This is a genomic window from Micromonospora sp. WMMA1998, from assembly GCF_027497375.1.
Lineage (GTDB): Bacteria > Actinomycetota > Actinomycetes > Mycobacteriales > Micromonosporaceae > Micromonospora > Micromonospora sediminicola.
The window spans coordinates 1,704,020-1,721,800 of the sequence record NZ_CP114911.1; the positions used below are offsets into that span (position 1 = coordinate 1,704,020).

A 17,781-nucleotide genomic window follows, 5' to 3' on the forward strand; every position below is an offset into this window, starting at 1 on the left:
GCGGTCTACCGGCCGGGACCGGCGATGAGCGCCAACCCGGTCTCCGGGTCGACCCGTTTGGCCAGTTCCGGGGCGACCTCCGTGACGATCACCTCCAGCGTCGGCCACACCCGGGCCCAGAGCAGGTGACCGCCCACCGTGCTGCCGTCGGACCGGCCGAGCACCGCGTGCACGTGCAGGGCCGGCTCGCCGTCACGGGCGGCCACGTCCCCGACCAGCGACAGCACCTCCACCTGCTCGCGGACCGGGATGTGCCGGTAGTCGCCCTGCTCCCGGTCGAACCAGCCGACCTCGGCCTCCCGGAAACCACCCACGGCGGTCACCCGGCCGGCGCGCAGGTCGTGCCGGCGCAGCGCGTCGCCGATCGCGGTCACCGGTTCGTCGCCCTTGTCGCAGACGACGACCAGCACCCGTCCGGTCGGCTGGTGCAGTTCCTCGGCCCTCATGGCTCCTCCTCGCGTCGTGCCGTGGTCGCGCCCAGCACCGCCCAGGCGGCGGCGACGGCCGCATCGGCCAGCGCGGCGTGCCGCTGCCGCCGGTCGGCGGCGGCAAGGGCGAGCGTGGCGAGGGCGTGGATGCCGTCGACCGCCGCGCCGGCGAGGAACGCCCCGGGTGCGGGTCGGCGTACGGTGACAGCGGCCTGGGCCAGGTGCCGGGCGCCGAGTACCCGCAGCGTCGCCCGGGCGGCGGGGGTGGCCGGTCCGACCGGCCGCAGCAGGGCGCCGGGAGCGACCAGCAGCAGAGCGCCCCAGGCCACGCGGCCGGCCAGTGCCACGCGTCGCAGCGCTCGCCCCGGCGTTCGACGGCTCATGTCAGGCCACCCGGAACTGCTGGGCCTGTTCGGCGCGGAACACCAACCCGTTGCCCGGCCGGTCGAGCTGCACCGGCACCGCGCCGCCGGTGGCCGGCTGCGCTCCGTCGAAGAGCATCGTCTCGATGCGGACGTGGTCGTGGAACCACTCCAGATGCCGCAGGTTCGGCGTGGCGGCGGCGACCGGCAGGTGCTGGTGCGGCGCGCAGTGCCCGGACACCTGGATCCCGGCGGCGTCGGCCACCGCCGCCGCGCGGAGGAACTCGCTGATGCCGCCGCACCGGGTGACGTCGATCTGGAGGCAGTCGACGTACGGGGCCATCCGGTGGAAGTAGACCAGGTCGAAGCCGTACTCCCCCGCCGTCACGTCGGCCGTGACCCGGTCGCGGACCAGGGCGAGGCCGGGCAGGTCGTCGGAGCTGACCGGCTCCTCGTACCAGCGCACGTCCAGGTCCGCGGCGGCGTGCGCGACGCGGACCGCCTGCTTGCGCTGGTACGCGCCGTTGGCGTCGACGAACAGCTCCGCGTGGTCGCCGATGGTGCGACGCGCGGCCGTCATCCGGTCCAGGTCGCGCGCCACCGCGGTGCCGCAGGACTCCCCTATCTTGATCTTCACGCGGGGGATGCCCTGTTCGTGCACCCAGCCGGCGAGCTGCCGGTGCTGCCGGTGCGCGTCGTAGGTGGTGAAGCCGCCGCTGCCGTAGACCGGCACCTCCCGGCGGGCGGCGCCGAGCAACCGGGCCAGCGGCAGCCCGTGGCGGCGTGCCTTCAGGTCCCACAGCGCGCAGTCGGCGGCCGACAGGGCGAGCCCGGCGACCCCGGGGCGGCCGGCGTTGCGCAGCCGACGGCGCATCCGGTCCCAGGCCGCCGGCACGTCGTCGGGGTCGAGGTCGGTGAGCACCGGCGCGAGCAGGTCCGCCACCACCGCGACGACGGCGGTCGGACCGTAGGTCCAGCCGATCCCGGTGTGCCCGTCGGCCCGCGCCCGGACCAGCACCAGCGTGGTGGCGGTCCAGGCGAGGGTGCCGTCGCCCTCCGGGGCGTCGGTGGGGATCCGGTACGCCTCGGCGGTGAGACCGACGCCGGTCACCGCGACCACCGGCGCGCCAACGCGGTCGCCGCGGCCAGCCCGGCGGTCGCCAGCAGGCCGGCCGTCGCCCAGCGGGTGACCGGGCCGGGCGGTCGGGGACGATCGCCCCAGCCCTGTTCCGGCCGCCGGGGAACGGTGTCGTTGTGCATGGCCGCGCGCAGCAGTTCGGCCAGGTGGAGCGCGGAGCGGCCGGCGGAGGCGCTCTGCTCGACCTGGGTACGGCAGCTGAACCCGTCCGCGAGGATCACGTCCGTGTCGGCGGCGTCCCGGACGGCGGGGAGCAGCACCCGTTCCGCGCAGGCCTCGGACACCTCGTGGTGGCCCTGCTCGAAGCCGAAGTTGCCGGCCAGGCCGCAGCAGCCGGAGTCGAGGAACTCGGCGTCGACCCCGGCCGCGGAGAGCACCGCCTGGTCGGCGGCGGTGCCGAGGATCGCGTGGTGGTGACAGTGGGTCTGGATCAGCGCGTGCGCGTCGTCGAGGCGGGGCGGCTGCCAGCCGGGGCTGTGGTCGTGCAGCAGTTCGGCGAGCGTGACGGTCTGCTCCCGTAGGCGGGTGACGTCGTCGTCGGCCGGGAACAGCTCGTGCGCGTCGCTGCGGAACACCGCCGTGCAGCTCGGTTCCAGCCCCACCACCCGGGTGCCGGCGCGCAGGTGGGGACGGAGCGCGTCGACGCTGCGCCGCAGCACCCGCTTGGCGACGTCGAGTTGACCGGTGGAGATCCAGGTCAGCCCGCAGCACACCGGGCCGTCCGGCACGCGTATCCGCCAGCCGGCGGCCTCCAGCACCTCGACCGCCGCCCGTGCCACGGCCGGATGGAAGTGGTTGGTGAAGGTGTCCGGCCAGAGCACGACCTCGCCGCGGGCGCCGTCGCCGGTCGGGGTGCGCCGGGCGAACCAGTGCTGGAACGACTCCGCCGCGAACAGCGGGATGTCCCGGCGCCGGTCGATCCCGCCGACGACCTTGGCCAGGCGGCCGAGCCCGGGTGCGTGCGCGAGGGCGTTGACCGTGCGGGGCAGCCGGGCGGCGACGGTCGCCACCAGCGGCAGCCAGCCCATCGAGTAGTGCGCGCGGGGGCGCAGCCGGCCGGCGTAGTGGTGGGACAGGAACTCGGCCTTGTAGGTGGCCATGTCCACGTTGACCGGGCAGTCGGCCTTGCAGCCCTTGCAGGCCAGGCAGAGGTCGAGCGCGTCGCGCACCGCGTCGGAGCGCCAGCCGTCGCCGATGGCGCCGCCGCGGGCCGCGCCGTCGAGCATCTCGAACAGCAGCCGGGAGCGGCCCCGGGTCGAGTGTTCCTCCTCCCGGGTGACCATGTAGGACGGGCACATCACCCCGCCGGAGTGCCGCCGGCACTTGCCCACGCCCACGCACCGCAGCACCGCGTCACCGAAACTGCCACCGTCGTCGGGGAAGGCGAAGGTGGTCCGCACGCCGCCGTGGTCGTAGTCGACGCCGAGGCGCAGGTGGCTGTCGAGTGGGTAGGGCGGCATGACCTTGCCGGGGTTCATCCGGTCGTCCGGGTCGAAGATCGCCTTGAACTGGCCGAACGCCCGGATCAGCCGGTCCCCGTACATCTTCGGCAGCAGCTCGCCGCGGGCCTGCCCGTCGCCGTGCTCGCCGGAGAACGACCCGCCGTAGGACACCACGAGGTCGGCGGCGCGTTCGACGAAGGAGCGGAAGTCCCGCACCCCGTCGGCGGTGCGCAGGCGGAACGGGATGCGGGTGTGCACGCAGCCCTGCCCGAAGTGTCCGTAGAGCGAGGCCTGCTGGTAGCCGTACTCGCGGTAGAGCGCCTGCAGGTCGCGCAGGTAGTCGCCGAGCCGGTCCGGGGCGACGGCCGAGTCCTCCCAACCGGGCCAGGTGTTCTCGGCGTCCGGCACGTGGGCGGTTGCGCCCAGCGCGGAGTCGCGGACCTCCCACATGCGTTTTTCGTCGGCCGGGTCGGCGAACTCGTGCACGCGCGGGCCGCCGTCGCGGCGCACGGCGGCGATCAGCCGGTCGGCGGCGGCCCGGGCCTGCTCGGGTGTGTCGCCGCCGAGCTGCACCATCAGCCAGGCCCCACCCTCGGGCAGTTCGTGCAGCGCGTGCGGGTGCAGGTTCTTGCGCCGCTCGAAGCTGACCAGCTTGTCGTCGATGCCCTCCAGCGCGATCGGCTGGTGTTCCAGGATCCGCGGCACGTCGTCGCCGGCCGAGGCGATGTCCGGGTAGCTGAGGAACACCATCGCGTCGGCCTTGACCCGGGGGACCAGTTTGAGCCGGGCGCGCAGCACGGTGACCAGCGTGCCCTCGGAGCCGACGAGAGCCTGGGCGACGTGGAAGTTCTTCTCCGGCAGCAGGCTGTCCAGGTTGTAGCCGGAGACCCGGCGGGGGATGTGCGGGTAGCGGGTGCGGATGTCGGCCAGGTACTCGTCGCGCAGCGCCCGCAGCCGCCGGTAGGTCTCGGCCTTGCGGCCGCCGTCGCGCTGGATGCGCTCGTACTCCTCGTCGTTGGTCTCCCCCACCCACATCCGGGTGCCGTCGTGCAGCAGCACCTCCAGTTCGACGATGTTGTCGACCACCTTGCCGGTGCGCTGCGCGGTGGCGCCGCAGGAGTTGTTGCCGATCATGCCGCCGAGCGTGCAGTGGTTGTGGGTGGCCGGCCGGGGCCCGTACTCCAGCCCGGTCGGTTCGAGTCGGGCGTTCAGCTCGTCGAGGACGATGCCGGGTTCGACCAGGCAGGTGCGGGCCTGCTGGTCGACCTCCAGCAGCCGGTGGCAGTACTTGGACCAGTCGAGGATCACGGCGGTGTTGGTGCACTCGCCGGCCAGGCTGGTGCCGCCGCCGCGCGAGGTCAGCGGCGCGCCGTGGCGGCGGCAGACCGCCACCGCGGCCACCGCCGCCTCGACCGTGCGGGGCACCACCACCCCGAGCGGCACCTGGCGGTAGTTGGAGGCGTCGGTGGAGTACGCGGCGCGGGAGCCGGCGTCGAAGCGGACCTCGCCGTCGACCTCGGCGCGCAGGTCGGCGGCGAGCGCGGTCAGGTCGACGTCACGGGCCGGCTCGGGTGGACGCAGGACCGGGTCGGGAAGCACCTCGGTCATGAGCGCAGCTCGTTGATCTTGTCGCGGGCGACGGACGCCACGGTGGCGACCTTGTGCGGTTGACCGCGTAGGAACGCCTCGGTGAAGTGTTTCGCCTGGTCATATTTGATCTTACCGGGCATCGGCGGCTCGTTCGGGTTGACGTCGCAGTCGACGAGCGCCGGGCCGGGGTGTGCGAGGGCCTCGCGGATCGCGCCCGGCAGCGCCTTCGCGTCGGTCACCTTCACGCCGAACGCGCCGCAGCCCCGCGCCCAGGTGGAGAAGTCCGCCTCCGGCTGCCGGTGCCGCACCGCGTACTCGGGGTAGCCGAGGATGATCTGCTCCCAGAGGATCTGCCCGTACGAGTTGTTGTTGTTGATCACCACCTTGATCGGCAGGTCGTGCCGCACCGCGGTGAGGAACTCGGCCATCAGCATCGCGAACCCGCCGTCACCGACGAACGCGATCACCTGCCGGCCCGGATGGGCGTGCTGCATGGCGATGGCGTACGGCAGGCCGGGCGCCATGGTGGCCAGGTTTCCCGACAGGTAGAACTCGCGATCGCCGCGGATCGTCCAGTGCCGCGCCGACCAGGTGGCGATGGTGCCCGAGTCACAGGTGAGGATCGCATCGTCGGCGGCGGCGGAGTCGATGCAGCCCATCAGGTACTGCGGCGCGATCGGCGACCGCTCCGGGTCCACCAGGCTGCTCATCTCCGACCGCCAGTCGTTCATCTTGCCCTGGTACTTCTCCAGGAACGACCGGTCCGGGGCGTGGTCGAGCATCGGCAGCAGGTCCCGCAGCGCCAGGCGGGCGTCCGCGCAGACCGGGGCCTCGACCGGCAACCGCATGCCGATCAGGCTCGGGTCGACGTCGACCTGCACCACCCTCGCCTGCCCCGGCGACGGCAGGTACTTCCCGTACGGGAAGGAGGTGCCCACCATCAGCAGCGTGTCGCACTCCTCCATCAGCTCCTCGCTCGGCGCGGTGCCGAGCAGGCCGAGCCCGCCCGTGGTCAGCGGGTGGTCGTCGGGCACCACCAGCTTGCCGGGCAGCGTCTTGACGATCGGGCTGGCCAGGGCCTCGGCCACCGCCAGCACCTCCTCGCGGGCGCCCCGTGCGCCCACGCCGACCAGCATGGCCACCTTCCGCCCGGCCCGGAGCACCTCGGCCGCCTTCGCCAGCTCCCGCGGGTCAGCCGGAAGTCGGGGGTACGACACCGTGGCGGCGCTCATCGGCGGCTTGCCCGGGCTCACGTGCCGGTACGGGTCGTCGGAGGCCGGGGCCACCTGCACGTCGTTGGGGAAGGTCAGGTGCGCCACGGTCCGCTTGCTCATCGCGTCGCGGATCGCCAGGTCCACCACCGCGGGCATCTGCTGCGGGTTGGTGACCATCAGGTTGTACGAGGCGACGTCCTGGTAGAGGTGGGTGGTGTGCACCTCCTGCTGGTAGTGGGCGCCCAGCACCGACGTCTCCTGCATGCCGGTGATCGCCAGCACCGGCACGTGGTCGAGCTTGGCGTCGTAGAGCCCGTTGAGCAGGTGGATCGCGCCCGGCCCGGAGGTGGCGCAGCAGACCCCCAGCCGGCCGGTGGCCTTGGCGTAGCCGGTGGCCATGAACGCCGCCGCCTCCTCGTGGTGCACCAGCACGAACCGCAGCTTCTCCCGCTGCCGGCGGAATCCCTCCATCAGGCCGTTGATGCCGTCGCCGGGCAGGCCGAACACGGTGTCGACCCCCCACTCCACCAGGCGGCGGGCCAGGCTCTCGCCCACGATCTCCTGCACGTCGTCCTCCTCTTCCGGGGTTCACCCGTCCTCGTCCGCGTCAGCGGGGTCTCACCTGTCCCACCGGACAACGCGGACCAGGGCGGACGGGGCGGCGGCTACCCGGCCTCCCGGACCGCAAACCCACCGGGGTCGCCGGTTTCGGGCCGCCGTCACCCGCGCCCGGCGTCCCCGGGCAGCACGGACAGCCGTCCCCGCCCCTCCAGCACGGCGAGGTGCACGCCGTCGACCTCGCCCACCCCGTGCTCGCGCAGCAGTCCGTCCAGGTCGGCCCGGGTCAGACCGGCGCGGTGCAGGTTGCCGGTGAGCACCCGTCCCTGGGCGACCACCACCACCGGCCCCTTCTCGATCAGCCGTCGACCGGCGGGTCGCAGGCGCACCCAGGTGATCAGCGCGTGGGCGGCCAGGATGGCCACCAGCGTCACCGCGCCGGACAGGTAGCTGGCGTCCGGCGCGCTGGGCAGCCGCCCGACGACCGCGCCCACCGCGACGGCCGCCACGAAGTCGTACGCGGACAGCTCCGCGAGGGTCCGGCGTCCACCGAGGCGCATCGCGAGCACGGCGGTCAGGTAGAGCAGGAACGCCTTCACCGCCACCCAGATCAGCCAGCCCGGGTGGCCGACGAGAGCGGTCACGGCATCCATCACCGAGCGCCGGGCTCAGGACCGCCGCATCGACCGTGCCGCGAGAAAGCCGAGGAGCGCACCGACGGTCAGCGTCACCACCCCGCGCGCGGTGAGCGCGGAGCGCAACCGGCCCAGGCCCGCCTTCGGGTCCACCACGCTGCCGGCCACGTCGCCCGCGGCCCCCACCACCACGTCACCGAGCCTGCCGCGGTCCATGGCCCACCCCCCTTGCCGGAAGCCGCCGGCTACCCGGCGGGACGCCCACCAAACGTTCACTCGTCCCGACCGGTGAAGACCCGCTCCGCCGCGGGCTGCTCACCGCCGGCCACCAGCACCTCGTCGCCGGCGCGCAGCACCGTCGCCCGACCGAGCCGGAGCTGCTCGCCGTCGCGGCTGACCAGGCTCACCCACACCCCCTCGTCCCGGCTCAGCTCGAACAGGGGCCGGCCGTCGGCCGGGGCGCCGGGGGCGATCGTGTAGTGGCGCAGCCCGACCGGCTCGCCCTGGACCCGGATGCCGACCGCCCACGGTTGCAGCGGCATGGTCCGCATCGGCACCCGGCACCACCGGGCCACGAGGGGGACCAGTCCGCCCTGCACCACGATCGAGAACGCGACCACGGCGAAGACGATGTCGAACAGCCGCAGGTCCTGTTCCAGGTCGGCGGTGAGGATGAACGTGCCCAGCAGGATCGGCACCGCGCCCTTGAGGCCGGACCAGACCACGAAGATCCGCTCCCCCCATCGCAGCCGGACCGTGCTGAGCAGCCCACCGACCACGATCGGCCGGATCACGAACGTGAGCAGCACGGCCAGCGCCAGGCCGGTGAGCCAGGCGCGCTCGGTCACCATGCTGCGCAGCGACACGATCAGGCCGAGCAGGCCGAATGCCAGGATCTCGCCGAGGCTGGCCAGCGCGCCGTGGAACCGCTGGATCTCCCGCTTGAACGGCGCTCGGGCGTCGCCGACGACGATGCCGGCGAGGAACACCGCGAGGAATCCGGAACCGCGGGCCAGCGTCGCCACGCCGTAGATCGACACGGCGGCGAACAGCACCTGGAGCGGGTAGAGGCTCTCGTCCGGCAATGACACGCGGCGCATCAGCTGCAGGATGAGCCACCCGCCGGCCAACCCGATCACCGCACCGACCACCAGTTGCAGCGCGAACTCCCCCGCCCCGGAGGCGACCGCCGACCAGCCCCCGGCGGTCCCGGCGGCGAGCAGGCTCGCCATCAGCGCGATCCCCACCGGGTCGTTGGCGCCCGACTCGCCCTCCAGGATCGTGCCGCTGCGTCCCACGACGGTGCGCCGCCCCAGCACGGAGAACACGGCGGCGGGATCGGTCGGTGACAGGGCGGTGCCGACCAGCAGCGCGGCGAGCCAGTCGAAACCGAACACCCAGTGCAGCACCAGGGCCAGCGCGCCGGCGGTCAGCAGGGTACCGAGCACACCCACCAGCGCGACGGGCCCGAGCGACGGCCGTAGCCGCCGCCAGCCCATGCTCATCCCGCCGCTGAACAGCACCAGCACGAGCGCGATCTCGACCAGGTGCCGGACCGCGTACAGGGACAGCTCGTTCAGCTTCGGAAACAGGTCGGAGACGATCGCGGCGGCGAACAGGAACAGCGCCGGCGCGGGCAGCCGCAGCCGGTCGGCGAGCCGGTTGGACAGCACGGCCAGCACCGCCACCGCGCCCAGTGCGGCGACGTAGAGCGCGAATCCCGTCACCGCCACCCCGTCCCGGTCCGACCCGCCGGGTCCCCCGCGGATCCCGTGCGCTGCCGCTACCCGCCCAGGCCCGAGTTAACCGGGCCGGCGCCCGATCAGTGGGCGAGGACCTGGGGCACCAGCTGATAGAGCGGCACGGTCAACGCCGCGCCGACAAACGCCGCCCCGGCCGCCGACGCGACCGCCACCGTGCCGCTCCGGCCGTCGGTGGCCGGGCACCGCCCCGCCGGGGTGTACGTGGGCACCAGCCAGCGCAGGTAGTAGAAGAGACTGGCCACGGTGTTGACCGCGGCGACCACGACCAACCAGGCCAGGCCGCCGTCCCAGGCGGCGGTGAACACGGTCAGCTTGCCGGCGAAGACCGCCGTCGGGGGCGTGCCGACGAGTCCCAGCAGGCAGATCGTCAGCGCCCCGGCGAGCCAGGGCCGGCGGCGCGCCAGCCCTCGGTAGCCGTCGAGGGTGTCGTGGGGCTCGGCGGCCAGCACCGCGAACGCGCCCAGGTTCGTCACCGCGTACCCGGCGAGGTAGACCAGCAGGGCGGGCAGCGCGCGCTCGGCGCGGCCGGCGACCGCGACGGCCATCAGCAGGTAGCCCACCTGCGCCACGGTGGAGTACGCGAGCAGCCGGCGCGGGTCCGCCTGGCCGAACGCGGCGAAGTTGCCCAGCGTCATGGTGACCGCCGCGAGCACCGCGACCAGCAGCGGCCAGTCCACCACGTCGGCGGGCACCGCCACGGCGAACAGCCGGTACGCCGCCAGCAGGCCGCCGAGCTTCGGCACGGTGGTCAGCAACGCGCCGGCCGGGACCGACGCGCCCTGCACCGCGTCGGGCACCCAGAAGTGCCCCGGCACCGCACCGATCTTGAACAGCAGCCCGGCGAGCACCCCGACCACCCCGACCGCGACGGCGGCGGGCGGGGCCCCGGCCAGTCCGGCGGCCAGCCGGTGGTAGTCGCTCGTCCCGCCGCCGAGCGCGGTCAGCAGCGCCGCGCCGGCCAGCAGGCCGACGCCGGCCAGCGCACCCATCAGATAGACCTTGAGCGCCGCCTCGGCGCCCCGCCGGTCCCGGCCCCAGCCGGCCAGCCCGGCCAGCGGCACCGACGACAGCAGGTACGCCACGGCCAGCAGCAGCAGGTCCGACGCGCCGGCGAGCAGCACCGCGCCGAGCACGGCGAGCAGCGTCAGCACGTAGAACTCGGTCTCCCGCCGGTTGCCGGCCACCCGGCCGGCGGCGATCCCCACCACGAGCAGCCCGGCCAGCGGAATCAGCAGCCGCGCGGTGGTGGTGGCCGGGTCGAGGGCGTAGCTGTGCGCGTAGACGGTGGTCCGCTCGCCGACGGCGGGCAGCGTGGCGAGGACGGCCGCGAGCAGTGCCCCGACGGCGACCAGCCGGGCCACCCACTGCCGGTACCGGGGCAGGAAGACCCCGGTCAGCAGCGTGGTGACCGCACCGGCGAGCAGGAGCAGCTCCGGCAGCAGGGCGAGCGGACGCTCGTTCACCGGGCCACCAGGTCGGTGACCGCCCGAGCGGCGGGTTCCACCACGTCCAGCAGCAGTCGGGGGAACACGCCGATCAGCAGCGCGAGCGCCAGCAGCGGCAGCACCGCCGCGGTCTCGGCGGTGGTCACGTCGGCGGTCGCCGACAGGCGGTGCCGGGCCGGGCCGAGGAACACCCGGTGCAGCGCCCACAGGAACAGCCCGGCGGTGACCAGGATGCCGGGCAGCGCGAACGCCACCGCCACCGGCGCGGAGCCCAGACTGCCGGCGAAGATCTGGAACTCGGCGATGAACCCGGAGAAGCCGGGCAGCCCGAGGCTGGCGAACGCCGCCACCGCGGTCAGCGCGGCGAACCGGGGGGTGTCGCCGGCCAGCCCGCCATAGGCGTCCATCCGGTAGGTGCCGCCCCGGTCGTAGAGGACGCCGGCGAGCAGGAACAACGCGGACGTGATGAGCCCGTGGCTGACCATCTGGGTGACCGCGCCGGTCACCGCGACCGCGCGGGCCTGCGCGTCCGAGCCGGCGACCAGGCCGGCCGCGCCGACGGCCAGCACCACGTACCCCATGTGGTTGACCGAGGTGTACGCGACCATCCGCTTGAAGTTGGTCTGGGCGAGCGCCACCAGCGCGCCGTAGAGCACGCTCACCACGCCGACCACGACGATCAGCCAGGCGTAGCGCCGCCAGGCGTCGGGCAGCATCGGCATCGCGACGCGGACGAACCCGTAGGTGCCCATCTTGAGCAGGATCCCGGCCAGCACCGCCGAACCGGCGGCCGGCGCGTCGGTGTGCGCCGGCGGCAGCCAGGTGTGGAACGGGAACGTCGGCGTCTTGATCGCCAGCCCGAGCAGGACCGCCAGCAGCACCAGCGCGCCGGCCACGCCCTGGGTGGGCGGGTCCCGGGTCAGCGCCACCATGTCGAAGGTGTGCGGCGCGGCGGCGACGGCGAGGCCGATGAAGCCCAGCAGCAGCGCCAGCGAGCCGAGGAACGTGTAGAGGAAGAACGTCAGCGCCGAGCGGCGGGCCTGCGGGCCGTGGCCCCAGCCGGCGATCACCGCGTACATGCCCACGATGGACAGGTCGAAGAAGACGAAGAACAGGATCAGGTCGAGCGCGACGAACAGCCCGAGGCAGGTGGTCTGCAGGGCGAGGAAGAGCGCGGCGAACTGGCGGGGACGGTGCTGGCGGCGCAGCGAGTACACCGCGCAGGCGGCGAAGACGACGGTGGTGAGGGCGAGCAGCGGCAGCGACAGCCCGTCCACCCCGACGTGGTAGCCGGCCCCGGCGCCCGGGATCCACGGCCGGTCCACCTCGTACGCGAACCCCTCCCCCGGGTATGCCCACCACAGGCCCGACACCGCCGCGACCTCGACGCCGGTGACCGCGATCCAGAGCCACGACACCGCCCGCGCCGGCAGGCCGCGCCAGAACAGCAGGACCACGGCCGCCGCCAGCGGCGCGAAGACGATCAGGGACAGCACGGGTCACCTCGCCAGCAGCAGGATCAGCAGGGCGGCGCCCAGCGCGAGGACGACCTGGACGTAGTACTGGTGGATCAGGCCGGTCTGCGGCCGACGGGCCAGCACACCGAGCCGGCGGGCGGCCCGGGCGAGCCGGCGCACCAGGGCGTCCACCCCGTGGTCGTCCACCCGAGCCAGGGCGTCCGCCGCCCGCCGGGTCAGGACCGGCGCCGAGGCGACCCCCCGGCCGAGGACCGCGCCGTCGAACCGGGCCAGCGCCCGCGCCGCGCCGAGGGCGGCGCCCGGCACGGCGTGCACGGCCCGGTCGAGCACCCGGTCGTCGAACCGGGCCAGCCCGCGGGCCAGCGCGAGCGTCGGCCGGACCACCAGCAGCCGGGCCGCCGGGTCGAGCCCCAGCCAGGCCCGGGCCCAGGTCGGGGCCGGCAGCCGGGTCGGCGCGGCGACCGCCAGCGCCACGCCGGCAACCGCGAGCAGGCCGGACAGGGCCAGGTCGGCGCCCCGGACCGGGGGCGCCGCACCGGCTCCGAGGGCACGGGCCACCGCCCGGGACAGCGGCGGCAGCGCCAGGACGCCGAGCACGGCCGCGCCGACCGCCAGCGGCACCAGCGGGACCCGCTGCCCGGCGGTCACCTCGCGGGTGCCGTCGCGCTCGGTGTCGTACCCGGACTCGACCCCGGCCGGGATCGGGCGCAGGACCAGGGCGAGCGCCCGGCCGGCGTAGAGGGCCGCGAGCAACGCGCCGGCCAAACCGACCAGGTAGAGCACCGGGGACCGCTCGCGGGCGCCGGCGAGCACCTCATCCTTGGTGGCCCACAACGCCAGTGGCGGCACCCCGGCCAGCGCCAGAGCGCCCACCGCGAACCCGGCCCCCACCAGTGGGTGGCGGCGGCCCGCTCCGCGCAGCGCGGACAGCCGGCGGGTGCCGAGCGCGGTCAGCCACGCCCCGGCGGCGAGGAACAGCAGCGCCTTGGTGGCCGCGTGCCCGATCAGGTGCGCCACGGCGCCGGCCGGGGCGACGGCGGCGCCCAGCACCACGTACCCCAGTTGGGCGCTGGTGGAGGCGGCCAGCAGTTGTTTCAGGTCGGTCTGGGCGAGCGCGACCGCGCCGAGCGCCAGGGCGGTCAGCGCGCCGCCCCAGGCGGCCACGTCCACCGCCCAGCCGGTCGCCACGAGCAGCGGGTGCGCGCGCACGAGCAGGTAGCCGCCCATCGCCACCATGGCGGCCGAGTGCAGCAGCGCGCTGACCGGGCTCGGGCCGAGCATGGCCCGGGACAACCAGAACGAGAACGGCAGTTGGGCCGCCTTGCCGAAGCCGGCGGCCAGCACGCCGGCGGCGGCCAGGTCCCGCCAGCCGGGCGGCAGCGCGGCGAGCCCGGTCAGGTCGAGGGTGCCGCCGGCAAGTCCGGCCCCCGCGGCCAGGTAGAGCCCGAGGTCGCCGATGCGGGTGGTGAGGAACGCGGTGCCGCCCGCCGCGACCGCGTCGTCGCGCCGCCAGTGGAACGCGATCAGCGCGTACGACATCGCGCCCATGATCTCCCAGCCCAGCAACAGCACGGGCAGCGCCGTCGCGGTGGCGGTGAGCAGCACCGCGGCGAGGAAGACCAGCATCAGCCCGTGGAACCGGGAAGTGTCGGAGTGGATCTCGGCGGCGGCGTACGCCAACACCAGCAGCGCGACGACGGCCACCGCGGGGACGACGAGCGCGGCGAGCCCGTCGACGGTCAGGCCCCACCGGGCGCCGGCCAGGAACGGCGCGTCGACGGACGGCCGGGTCAGCGCCACCGCGACGGCCAGCGCCGTCACCGGCGCGGCCACGGTGAGCGCCAGCGCCGGGGCGACCCGGTCCGCCCGCCGACCGCCCAGGAGCAGCACCCCGCCGGCGACGGCCGGGAGGACGACCAGCGCCCACAACGCCGCGCTCATCCCCGCAGCTCACCCGCCATGTCGGTCATGTCGGCGTCGCTCGACCGGAACAGCAGGGTCACCACGGCGAAGCCCATCGCCATCTCCACGGTCATCGCGGCGATCACCACCAGCACCAGCACCTGCCCGTCGGGCTGCTGCGGGGCGAGGAACCACCAGAGGGCGGCCGCGGCCACGATCACCCCGTTGGTCATGAGTTCGAGGCCCATCATCACCATCACGGCGGCCTGCTGGCTCAACGCGCCGTACAGGCCGACGCTGAACAGGGCGGAGGCGAGCAGCAGGAACATCGGCAGTGTCACGGGCGCTCCGGAGAATCCGCGCGGTCGTACCGGCCGCGGGCGGTGGCGAGCACCAGCGCGGCGACCATGGTGGCGAACAGCACCGCCGAGACCGCCATCATGACCAGCATCTTCGAACCCATGACCGCCTCGCCCAGGGCCCGGGTCGGGTCGACGGGCGGCTCGCCGCGACGGGTGGGCCACGGCACGAGCACGGAGCCGGCGGCCAGCACGACGAAGACGCCGACCGAGACCGCCAGCGCGCCGCGGCGGTTGTGCAGCATCGACATCGGCATGAGACCGGCCGGGTTCATCATGAACATGACCATGAAGACCGCCATGATCGCCATCTCCATGACCATCATCAGGACGGTCACCACGCCCAGGTAGCCCAGGTCGAGCAGGAGCAGTTCCCCGCCGACCGCGACGAACGACAGCGCCAGCGCGAACGTCGCGCGGGCCATCGAGTCCACCGTGAACACGGCGACGCCGGACGCCACGGCGACCACCGCCAGCACGACGAAGGCGACGAGGGCCACCTCAACCCCTCCCCACCGCGAGCACCGCCACGACGAGCACCTGCGCCAGCGTGGCGGGCAGCGCCACCAGCCAGGCCACGCGCATCAACCGGTCCGCCCGCAGCACCGGCACCCGGCCGCGCACCGCCACCAGGGCGGTCAGCACGGCCAGCGTCTTCAGCAGGCTCCACAGCCACGCCGGCAGCAGCGGCCCCGACCCGCCGCCGAGGAACAGCGCCACCGCCGTCGCCGCGCCCGCCGCCAGCAGCGCGTACCGGCCGGCGAGCAGGAGCAACCGGTCCACGCCGGACGGCTCGGCCAGCACGCCGCCGGCCACGTCCCGCCCGTCCGGATAGGCGAACGGCCCGGACATGCTGAACGCGAGCACCGCGCCGAGGAGAACCAGGAACGCCACCGGCATCCACACCACGAACCACAGCGTCCGCTGCGCCGCCACCACGTCGGCGATCCGCAGGCTGCCGGCCGCCACCGCCGGGGCGGTCAGCGCGAACATCAGCGGCAGCTCGTAGCCGAGCGCCTGGGCCAGGAACCGGTAACCCCCGACCAGTCCGTGGACGCTGTTGCTCCCCCACCCGGCGAGCCACACCGCCGCCCAGAGCAGCACGTCCATCGCGTTGAACCAGACCACCCCGACCGGCAGGTCGGCCACCACCCGGTCACCCAACGGCACCACCACGACCATGAGCAGCGCCACCACCAGCGGCCCGGCCAGCCCGAGCCGCCACAGCAGCAGATCCGCCGCCACCACCCGTCGCCGTCGCTGCCGCAGCAGTCGGGCGGTCTCCCACAGCGGCCGTCCGGCGCGGTGCGCGAGCGTCGGGCCGCCGGCCGGGTCGAGCAGGCCCGCCAGCACCGCGGCGGACAGCGCGAGGCCGAGCACCATCCCGGCGGCCGGCACGACGCCCCACCACGGACCGGCGGTCACGATCGGGTCCCCCCGGCCAGCACCCCGTCCGGGTCGGGGTCGATCGAGGCCAGCACCACGCGGGCCGCGGCCAGGTCGAGCCCGACCACGAGCCGGGCCGCCAGCTCCAGCACCGCCGCCGCGTCCGGCTCCGGCGCGGCGCCCGGATCACCGCCGGCCAGCAGCCGGTCCGTCTCGGCCAGCCGCCGCCACCAGCGGGCGGTCGCGTCGCCGCAGACCGCCGCCGGGGCGTCCACGCCGGCGCGGGCCGCCGCCACCGGGGTCAGCGCCCCCAGGCCGTCGGTGGCGAGGCGCAACGCGCGCGAGCGCCGGGCCCGCCGGGCGAGCGGTCGGAGGCCGGTGTACGCCACGGCGAGCGGAACGTGGTCGACAAGCGCGTCGCGCAGCCGCCGCGCGGTGGCCGCGCCGGCCGGCCAGCCCGCGACCGCCCAGAGCCGGCCCAGCGAGTCGAGGTGGGCCACGGCCTGTCGGCGCCGCGCCAGCCCGGGGTGGTCCACGTCCCGGTACGGTCGCACGGCCGCCGGTTCGGCCGGGCGCAGTACGCGGGCGCTCGCCGACTGCACCACGTCGCCCTGCACGGTCAGCTCGACGACCAGGCCGGCCGGCCAGTCCGCCAGCACCGGACCGAGCGCCAGGTGCAGCACGTCCAGCGTCAACCCGTCGCGGTCCTCGGCCCGCTCGGCCATCATCAGCCCGCCCGGCATGGACATCCCTTCGTGCTCGCCGTGGCCGTGCCGCCCCGCCCCACCGCCGTGCTGCCCGTGACCCGCCTGCCGCGCGTCGCTCACCTCCGGCCCGTGGCGCGTGGGCTCCCGATGCCCCGGGTCCGGCGGCTTGCCGCCCGCCCCGCTCAACCGGGCGACCGCTGTGCGCAGCGCGGGCGCCGCCCCGGCCGGGTCAGTGATCCGCGTCCGTGCCCGGGGCCCCGGGAGTTGCTCCCACACCCGCTCGATCGCCGCCGCCAGCTCCGCTCCCGGGTCGCCGGCGACCACCAGCAGGTCGGCGTCCGCCGGGGACGCCGCGAGCGGCCACCCGGCCCGGTCGGCGTGCGCCTCCACGGCCAGGCGGGCGCCGGTGGCGCCGGGCACGGCGGCGACCAGCAGGTGTGGCCGGCGGGCCGCCCAGCGGGCCAGGACGTCACGGGTCAGCCCCACCGCAACGCGCCCTCCCGCCAGGCGTAGACGACGCCGGCCATCAGCAGGCCGAGGAAGACGAACATCTCCACCACGGCGGGTGTGCCGACGTCGGCAACCACCACCGCCCACGGGTACATGAACAGCATCTCCACGTCGAAGGCGAGGAAGAGCAGGCTGATCGCGTACCAGCGGACGTGGAACCGGGAGACGGCGTGCTCGCGGGGCGGTAGCCCGGATTGGAACGCGGCGACGGTGGATTGCGCGCCCACCGCCGTCCGCAGGTGGGCCAGGTACAACGTGCCCACTCCGGCGGCGGCCAGCCCGAGCATGGCCAGCACCGGCGCGTACCGTCCCATCCGTCCTGTTCCTTCCGAATCGGTGCCTCCACCCTGCCAGCCCGCCGGCGTTCCCGCCCGGTATCGGTCAGTCCGCCGCGGCGCGAGGGCTGGGCAGCGCCGCCGCGGCCCGTTCCTGCCGCAGGTCGTACGCGGGCCGCTCGGATCGGATCCGCGGCATCCGGTCGAAGTTGCGCAGCGGCGGCGGCGAGGACGTCACCCACTCCAGTGAGAGACCGTGGCCCCACGGGTCCGGCTCGCGCACCACGGCCCGAACCGGTAGGAGTGCCAGACGTTCCACAGGAACGGCAGCGTCGAGACGCCGAGCACGAACGACCCGATGGTGGACACCGTGTTCAGCGCGGTGAAGCCGTCCAGGGCCAGGTAGTCGGCGTACCGGCGCGGCATGCCCTCGGCGCCGAGCCAGTGCTGCACCAGGAACGTGGTGTGGAAGCCGATCATGGTCAGCCAGAAGTGGATCCTGCCGAGTCGCTCGTCGAGCATCCGGCCTAGGAGGCTAGGTGAGGTCCCTCCGGACGGCGGGTCGCGCCGGGGTGCCACCTTGATTCAT

Annotated in this window: 16 protein-coding genes and 1 pseudogene; all 17 read right to left on the bottom strand. The window is 74.7% G+C overall.

Going from position 1 to position 17,781, the window contains the following annotated elements; all coding sequences use genetic code 11:
* Nucleotides 1–5: 5 nt before the first annotated feature.
* Nucleotides 6–446, bottom strand: a complete 441-nt coding sequence (locus tag O7600_RS07395; RefSeq protein WP_281592941.1) for a PPC domain-containing DNA-binding protein — start codon at nt 444–446, stop codon at nt 6–8.
* Entirely contained in the window at nt 443–811 is a 369-nt protein-coding gene (locus O7600_RS07400; protein WP_281592942.1) for a hypothetical protein, read from the bottom strand. The genes O7600_RS07395 and O7600_RS07400 overlap by 4 nt, the downstream gene beginning before the upstream one ends.
* Nucleotide 812: 1 nt before the next feature.
* Nucleotides 813–1,901, bottom strand: a complete 1,089-nt coding sequence (locus O7600_RS07405) for an enolase C-terminal domain-like protein (protein ID WP_281592943.1) — start codon at nt 1,899–1,901, stop codon at nt 813–815.
* Entirely contained in the window at nt 1,898–4,978 is a 3,081-nt protein-coding gene (locus O7600_RS07410) for an FAD-binding and (Fe-S)-binding domain-containing protein (RefSeq protein ID WP_281592944.1), read from the bottom strand. Before O7600_RS07410 ends, O7600_RS07405 begins: the two co-directional genes overlap by 4 nt.
* A complete protein-coding gene (locus O7600_RS07415) occupies nt 4,975–6,741 on the bottom strand; it encodes a thiamine pyrophosphate-dependent enzyme (protein WP_281592945.1) in 1,767 nt (588 codons plus the stop codon). Before O7600_RS07415 ends, O7600_RS07410 begins: the two co-directional genes overlap by 4 nt.
* A gap of 152 nt (nt 6,742–6,893) precedes the next feature.
* A complete protein-coding gene (locus O7600_RS07420; protein ID WP_281592946.1) occupies nt 6,894–7,376 on the bottom strand; it encodes a YetF domain-containing protein in 483 nt (160 codons plus the stop codon).
* 24 nt (nt 7,377–7,400) lie between these two features.
* Nucleotides 7,401–7,583 carry a hypothetical protein gene (locus O7600_RS07425; protein WP_281592947.1) on the bottom strand — a complete coding sequence of 61 codons (183 nt, stop codon included), beginning with the start codon at nt 7,581–7,583 and terminating at the stop codon, nt 7,401–7,403.
* A gap of 56 nt (nt 7,584–7,639) precedes the next feature.
* Nucleotides 7,640–9,094, bottom strand: a complete 1,455-nt coding sequence (locus tag O7600_RS07430; RefSeq protein WP_281592948.1) for a cation:proton antiporter — start codon at nt 9,092–9,094, stop codon at nt 7,640–7,642.
* Nucleotides 9,095–9,189: 95 nt separating this feature from the next.
* The gene (locus O7600_RS07435) at nt 9,190–10,593 is read right to left on the bottom strand and encodes a proton-conducting transporter membrane subunit (protein WP_281592949.1); all 1,404 of its coding nucleotides are present in this window, start codon (nt 10,591–10,593) and stop codon (nt 9,190–9,192) included.
* Nucleotides 10,590–12,071 (bottom strand): NADH-quinone oxidoreductase subunit M, encoded by a 1,482-nt coding sequence (locus tag O7600_RS07440; RefSeq protein ID WP_281592950.1) that lies wholly within the window; start codon nt 12,069–12,071, stop codon nt 10,590–10,592. The genes O7600_RS07435 and O7600_RS07440 overlap by 4 nt, the downstream gene beginning before the upstream one ends.
* Before the next feature lie 3 nt (nt 12,072–12,074).
* Nucleotides 12,075–13,994, bottom strand: coding sequence for a proton-conducting transporter membrane subunit (locus tag O7600_RS07445; protein ID WP_281592951.1), 1,920 nt, complete (start codon nt 13,992–13,994; stop codon nt 12,075–12,077).
* The gene (gene nuoK / locus O7600_RS07450; protein ID WP_281592952.1) at nt 13,991–14,296 is read right to left on the bottom strand and encodes an NADH-quinone oxidoreductase subunit NuoK; all 306 of its coding nucleotides are present in this window, start codon (nt 14,294–14,296) and stop codon (nt 13,991–13,993) included. Before nuoK ends, O7600_RS07445 begins: the two co-directional genes overlap by 4 nt.
* Nucleotides 14,293–14,814 (bottom strand): NADH-quinone oxidoreductase subunit J, encoded by a 522-nt coding sequence (locus O7600_RS07455; protein WP_281592953.1) that lies wholly within the window; start codon nt 14,812–14,814, stop codon nt 14,293–14,295. The genes nuoK and O7600_RS07455 overlap by 4 nt, the downstream gene beginning before the upstream one ends.
* Before the next feature lies 1 nt (nt 14,815).
* On the bottom strand, nt 14,816–15,697 hold the full coding sequence (locus O7600_RS07460; RefSeq protein WP_281594085.1) for an NADH-quinone oxidoreductase subunit H: 882 nt from the start codon (nt 15,695–15,697) through the stop codon (nt 14,816–14,818).
* Nucleotides 15,698–15,735: 38 nt separating this feature from the next.
* On the bottom strand, nt 15,736–16,893 hold the full coding sequence (locus tag O7600_RS07465) for a hypothetical protein (RefSeq protein ID WP_281592954.1): 1,158 nt from the start codon (nt 16,891–16,893) through the stop codon (nt 15,736–15,738).
* Entirely contained in the window at nt 16,884–17,231 is a 348-nt protein-coding gene (locus O7600_RS07470) for an NADH-quinone oxidoreductase subunit A (RefSeq protein WP_348651368.1), read from the bottom strand. Before O7600_RS07470 ends, O7600_RS07465 begins: the two co-directional genes overlap by 10 nt.
* Before the next feature lie 67 nt (nt 17,232–17,298).
* Nucleotides 17,299–17,720, bottom strand: a pseudogene (locus O7600_RS07475) (cbb3-type cytochrome c oxidase subunit I); the annotation flags it as partial.
* Between the last annotated feature and the right edge of the window lie 61 nt (nt 17,721–17,781).

What these genes read in the sequence shown, in the direction of transcription:
- O7600_RS07395 (WP_281592941.1), bottom strand. Translation starts at nt 446, where the DNA reads ATGAGGGCCGAGGAACTGCACCAGCCGACCGGACGGGTGCTGGTCGTC.
- O7600_RS07400 (WP_281592942.1), bottom strand. Translation starts at nt 811, where the DNA reads ATGAGCCGTCGAACGCCGGGGCGAGCGCTGCGACGCGTGGCACTGGCC.
- O7600_RS07410 (WP_281592944.1), bottom strand. Translation starts at nt 4,978, where the DNA reads ATGACCGAGGTGCTTCCCGACCCGGTCCTGCGTCCACCCGAGCCGGCC.
- O7600_RS07425 (WP_281592947.1), bottom strand. Translation starts at nt 7,583, where the DNA reads ATGGACCGCGGCAGGCTCGGTGACGTGGTGGTGGGGGCCGCGGGCGAC.
- O7600_RS07445 (WP_281592951.1), bottom strand. Translation starts at nt 13,994, where the DNA reads ATGAGCGCGGCGTTGTGGGCGCTGGTCGTCCTCCCGGCCGTCGCCGGC.
- O7600_RS07460 (WP_281594085.1), bottom strand. Translation starts at nt 15,697, where the DNA reads ATGGTGCTCGGCCTCGCGCTGTCCGCCGCGGTGCTGGCGGGCCTGCTC.
- O7600_RS07470 (WP_348651368.1), bottom strand. Translation starts at nt 17,231, where the DNA reads ATGGGACGGTACGCGCCGGTGCTGGCCATGCTCGGGCTGGCCGCCGCC.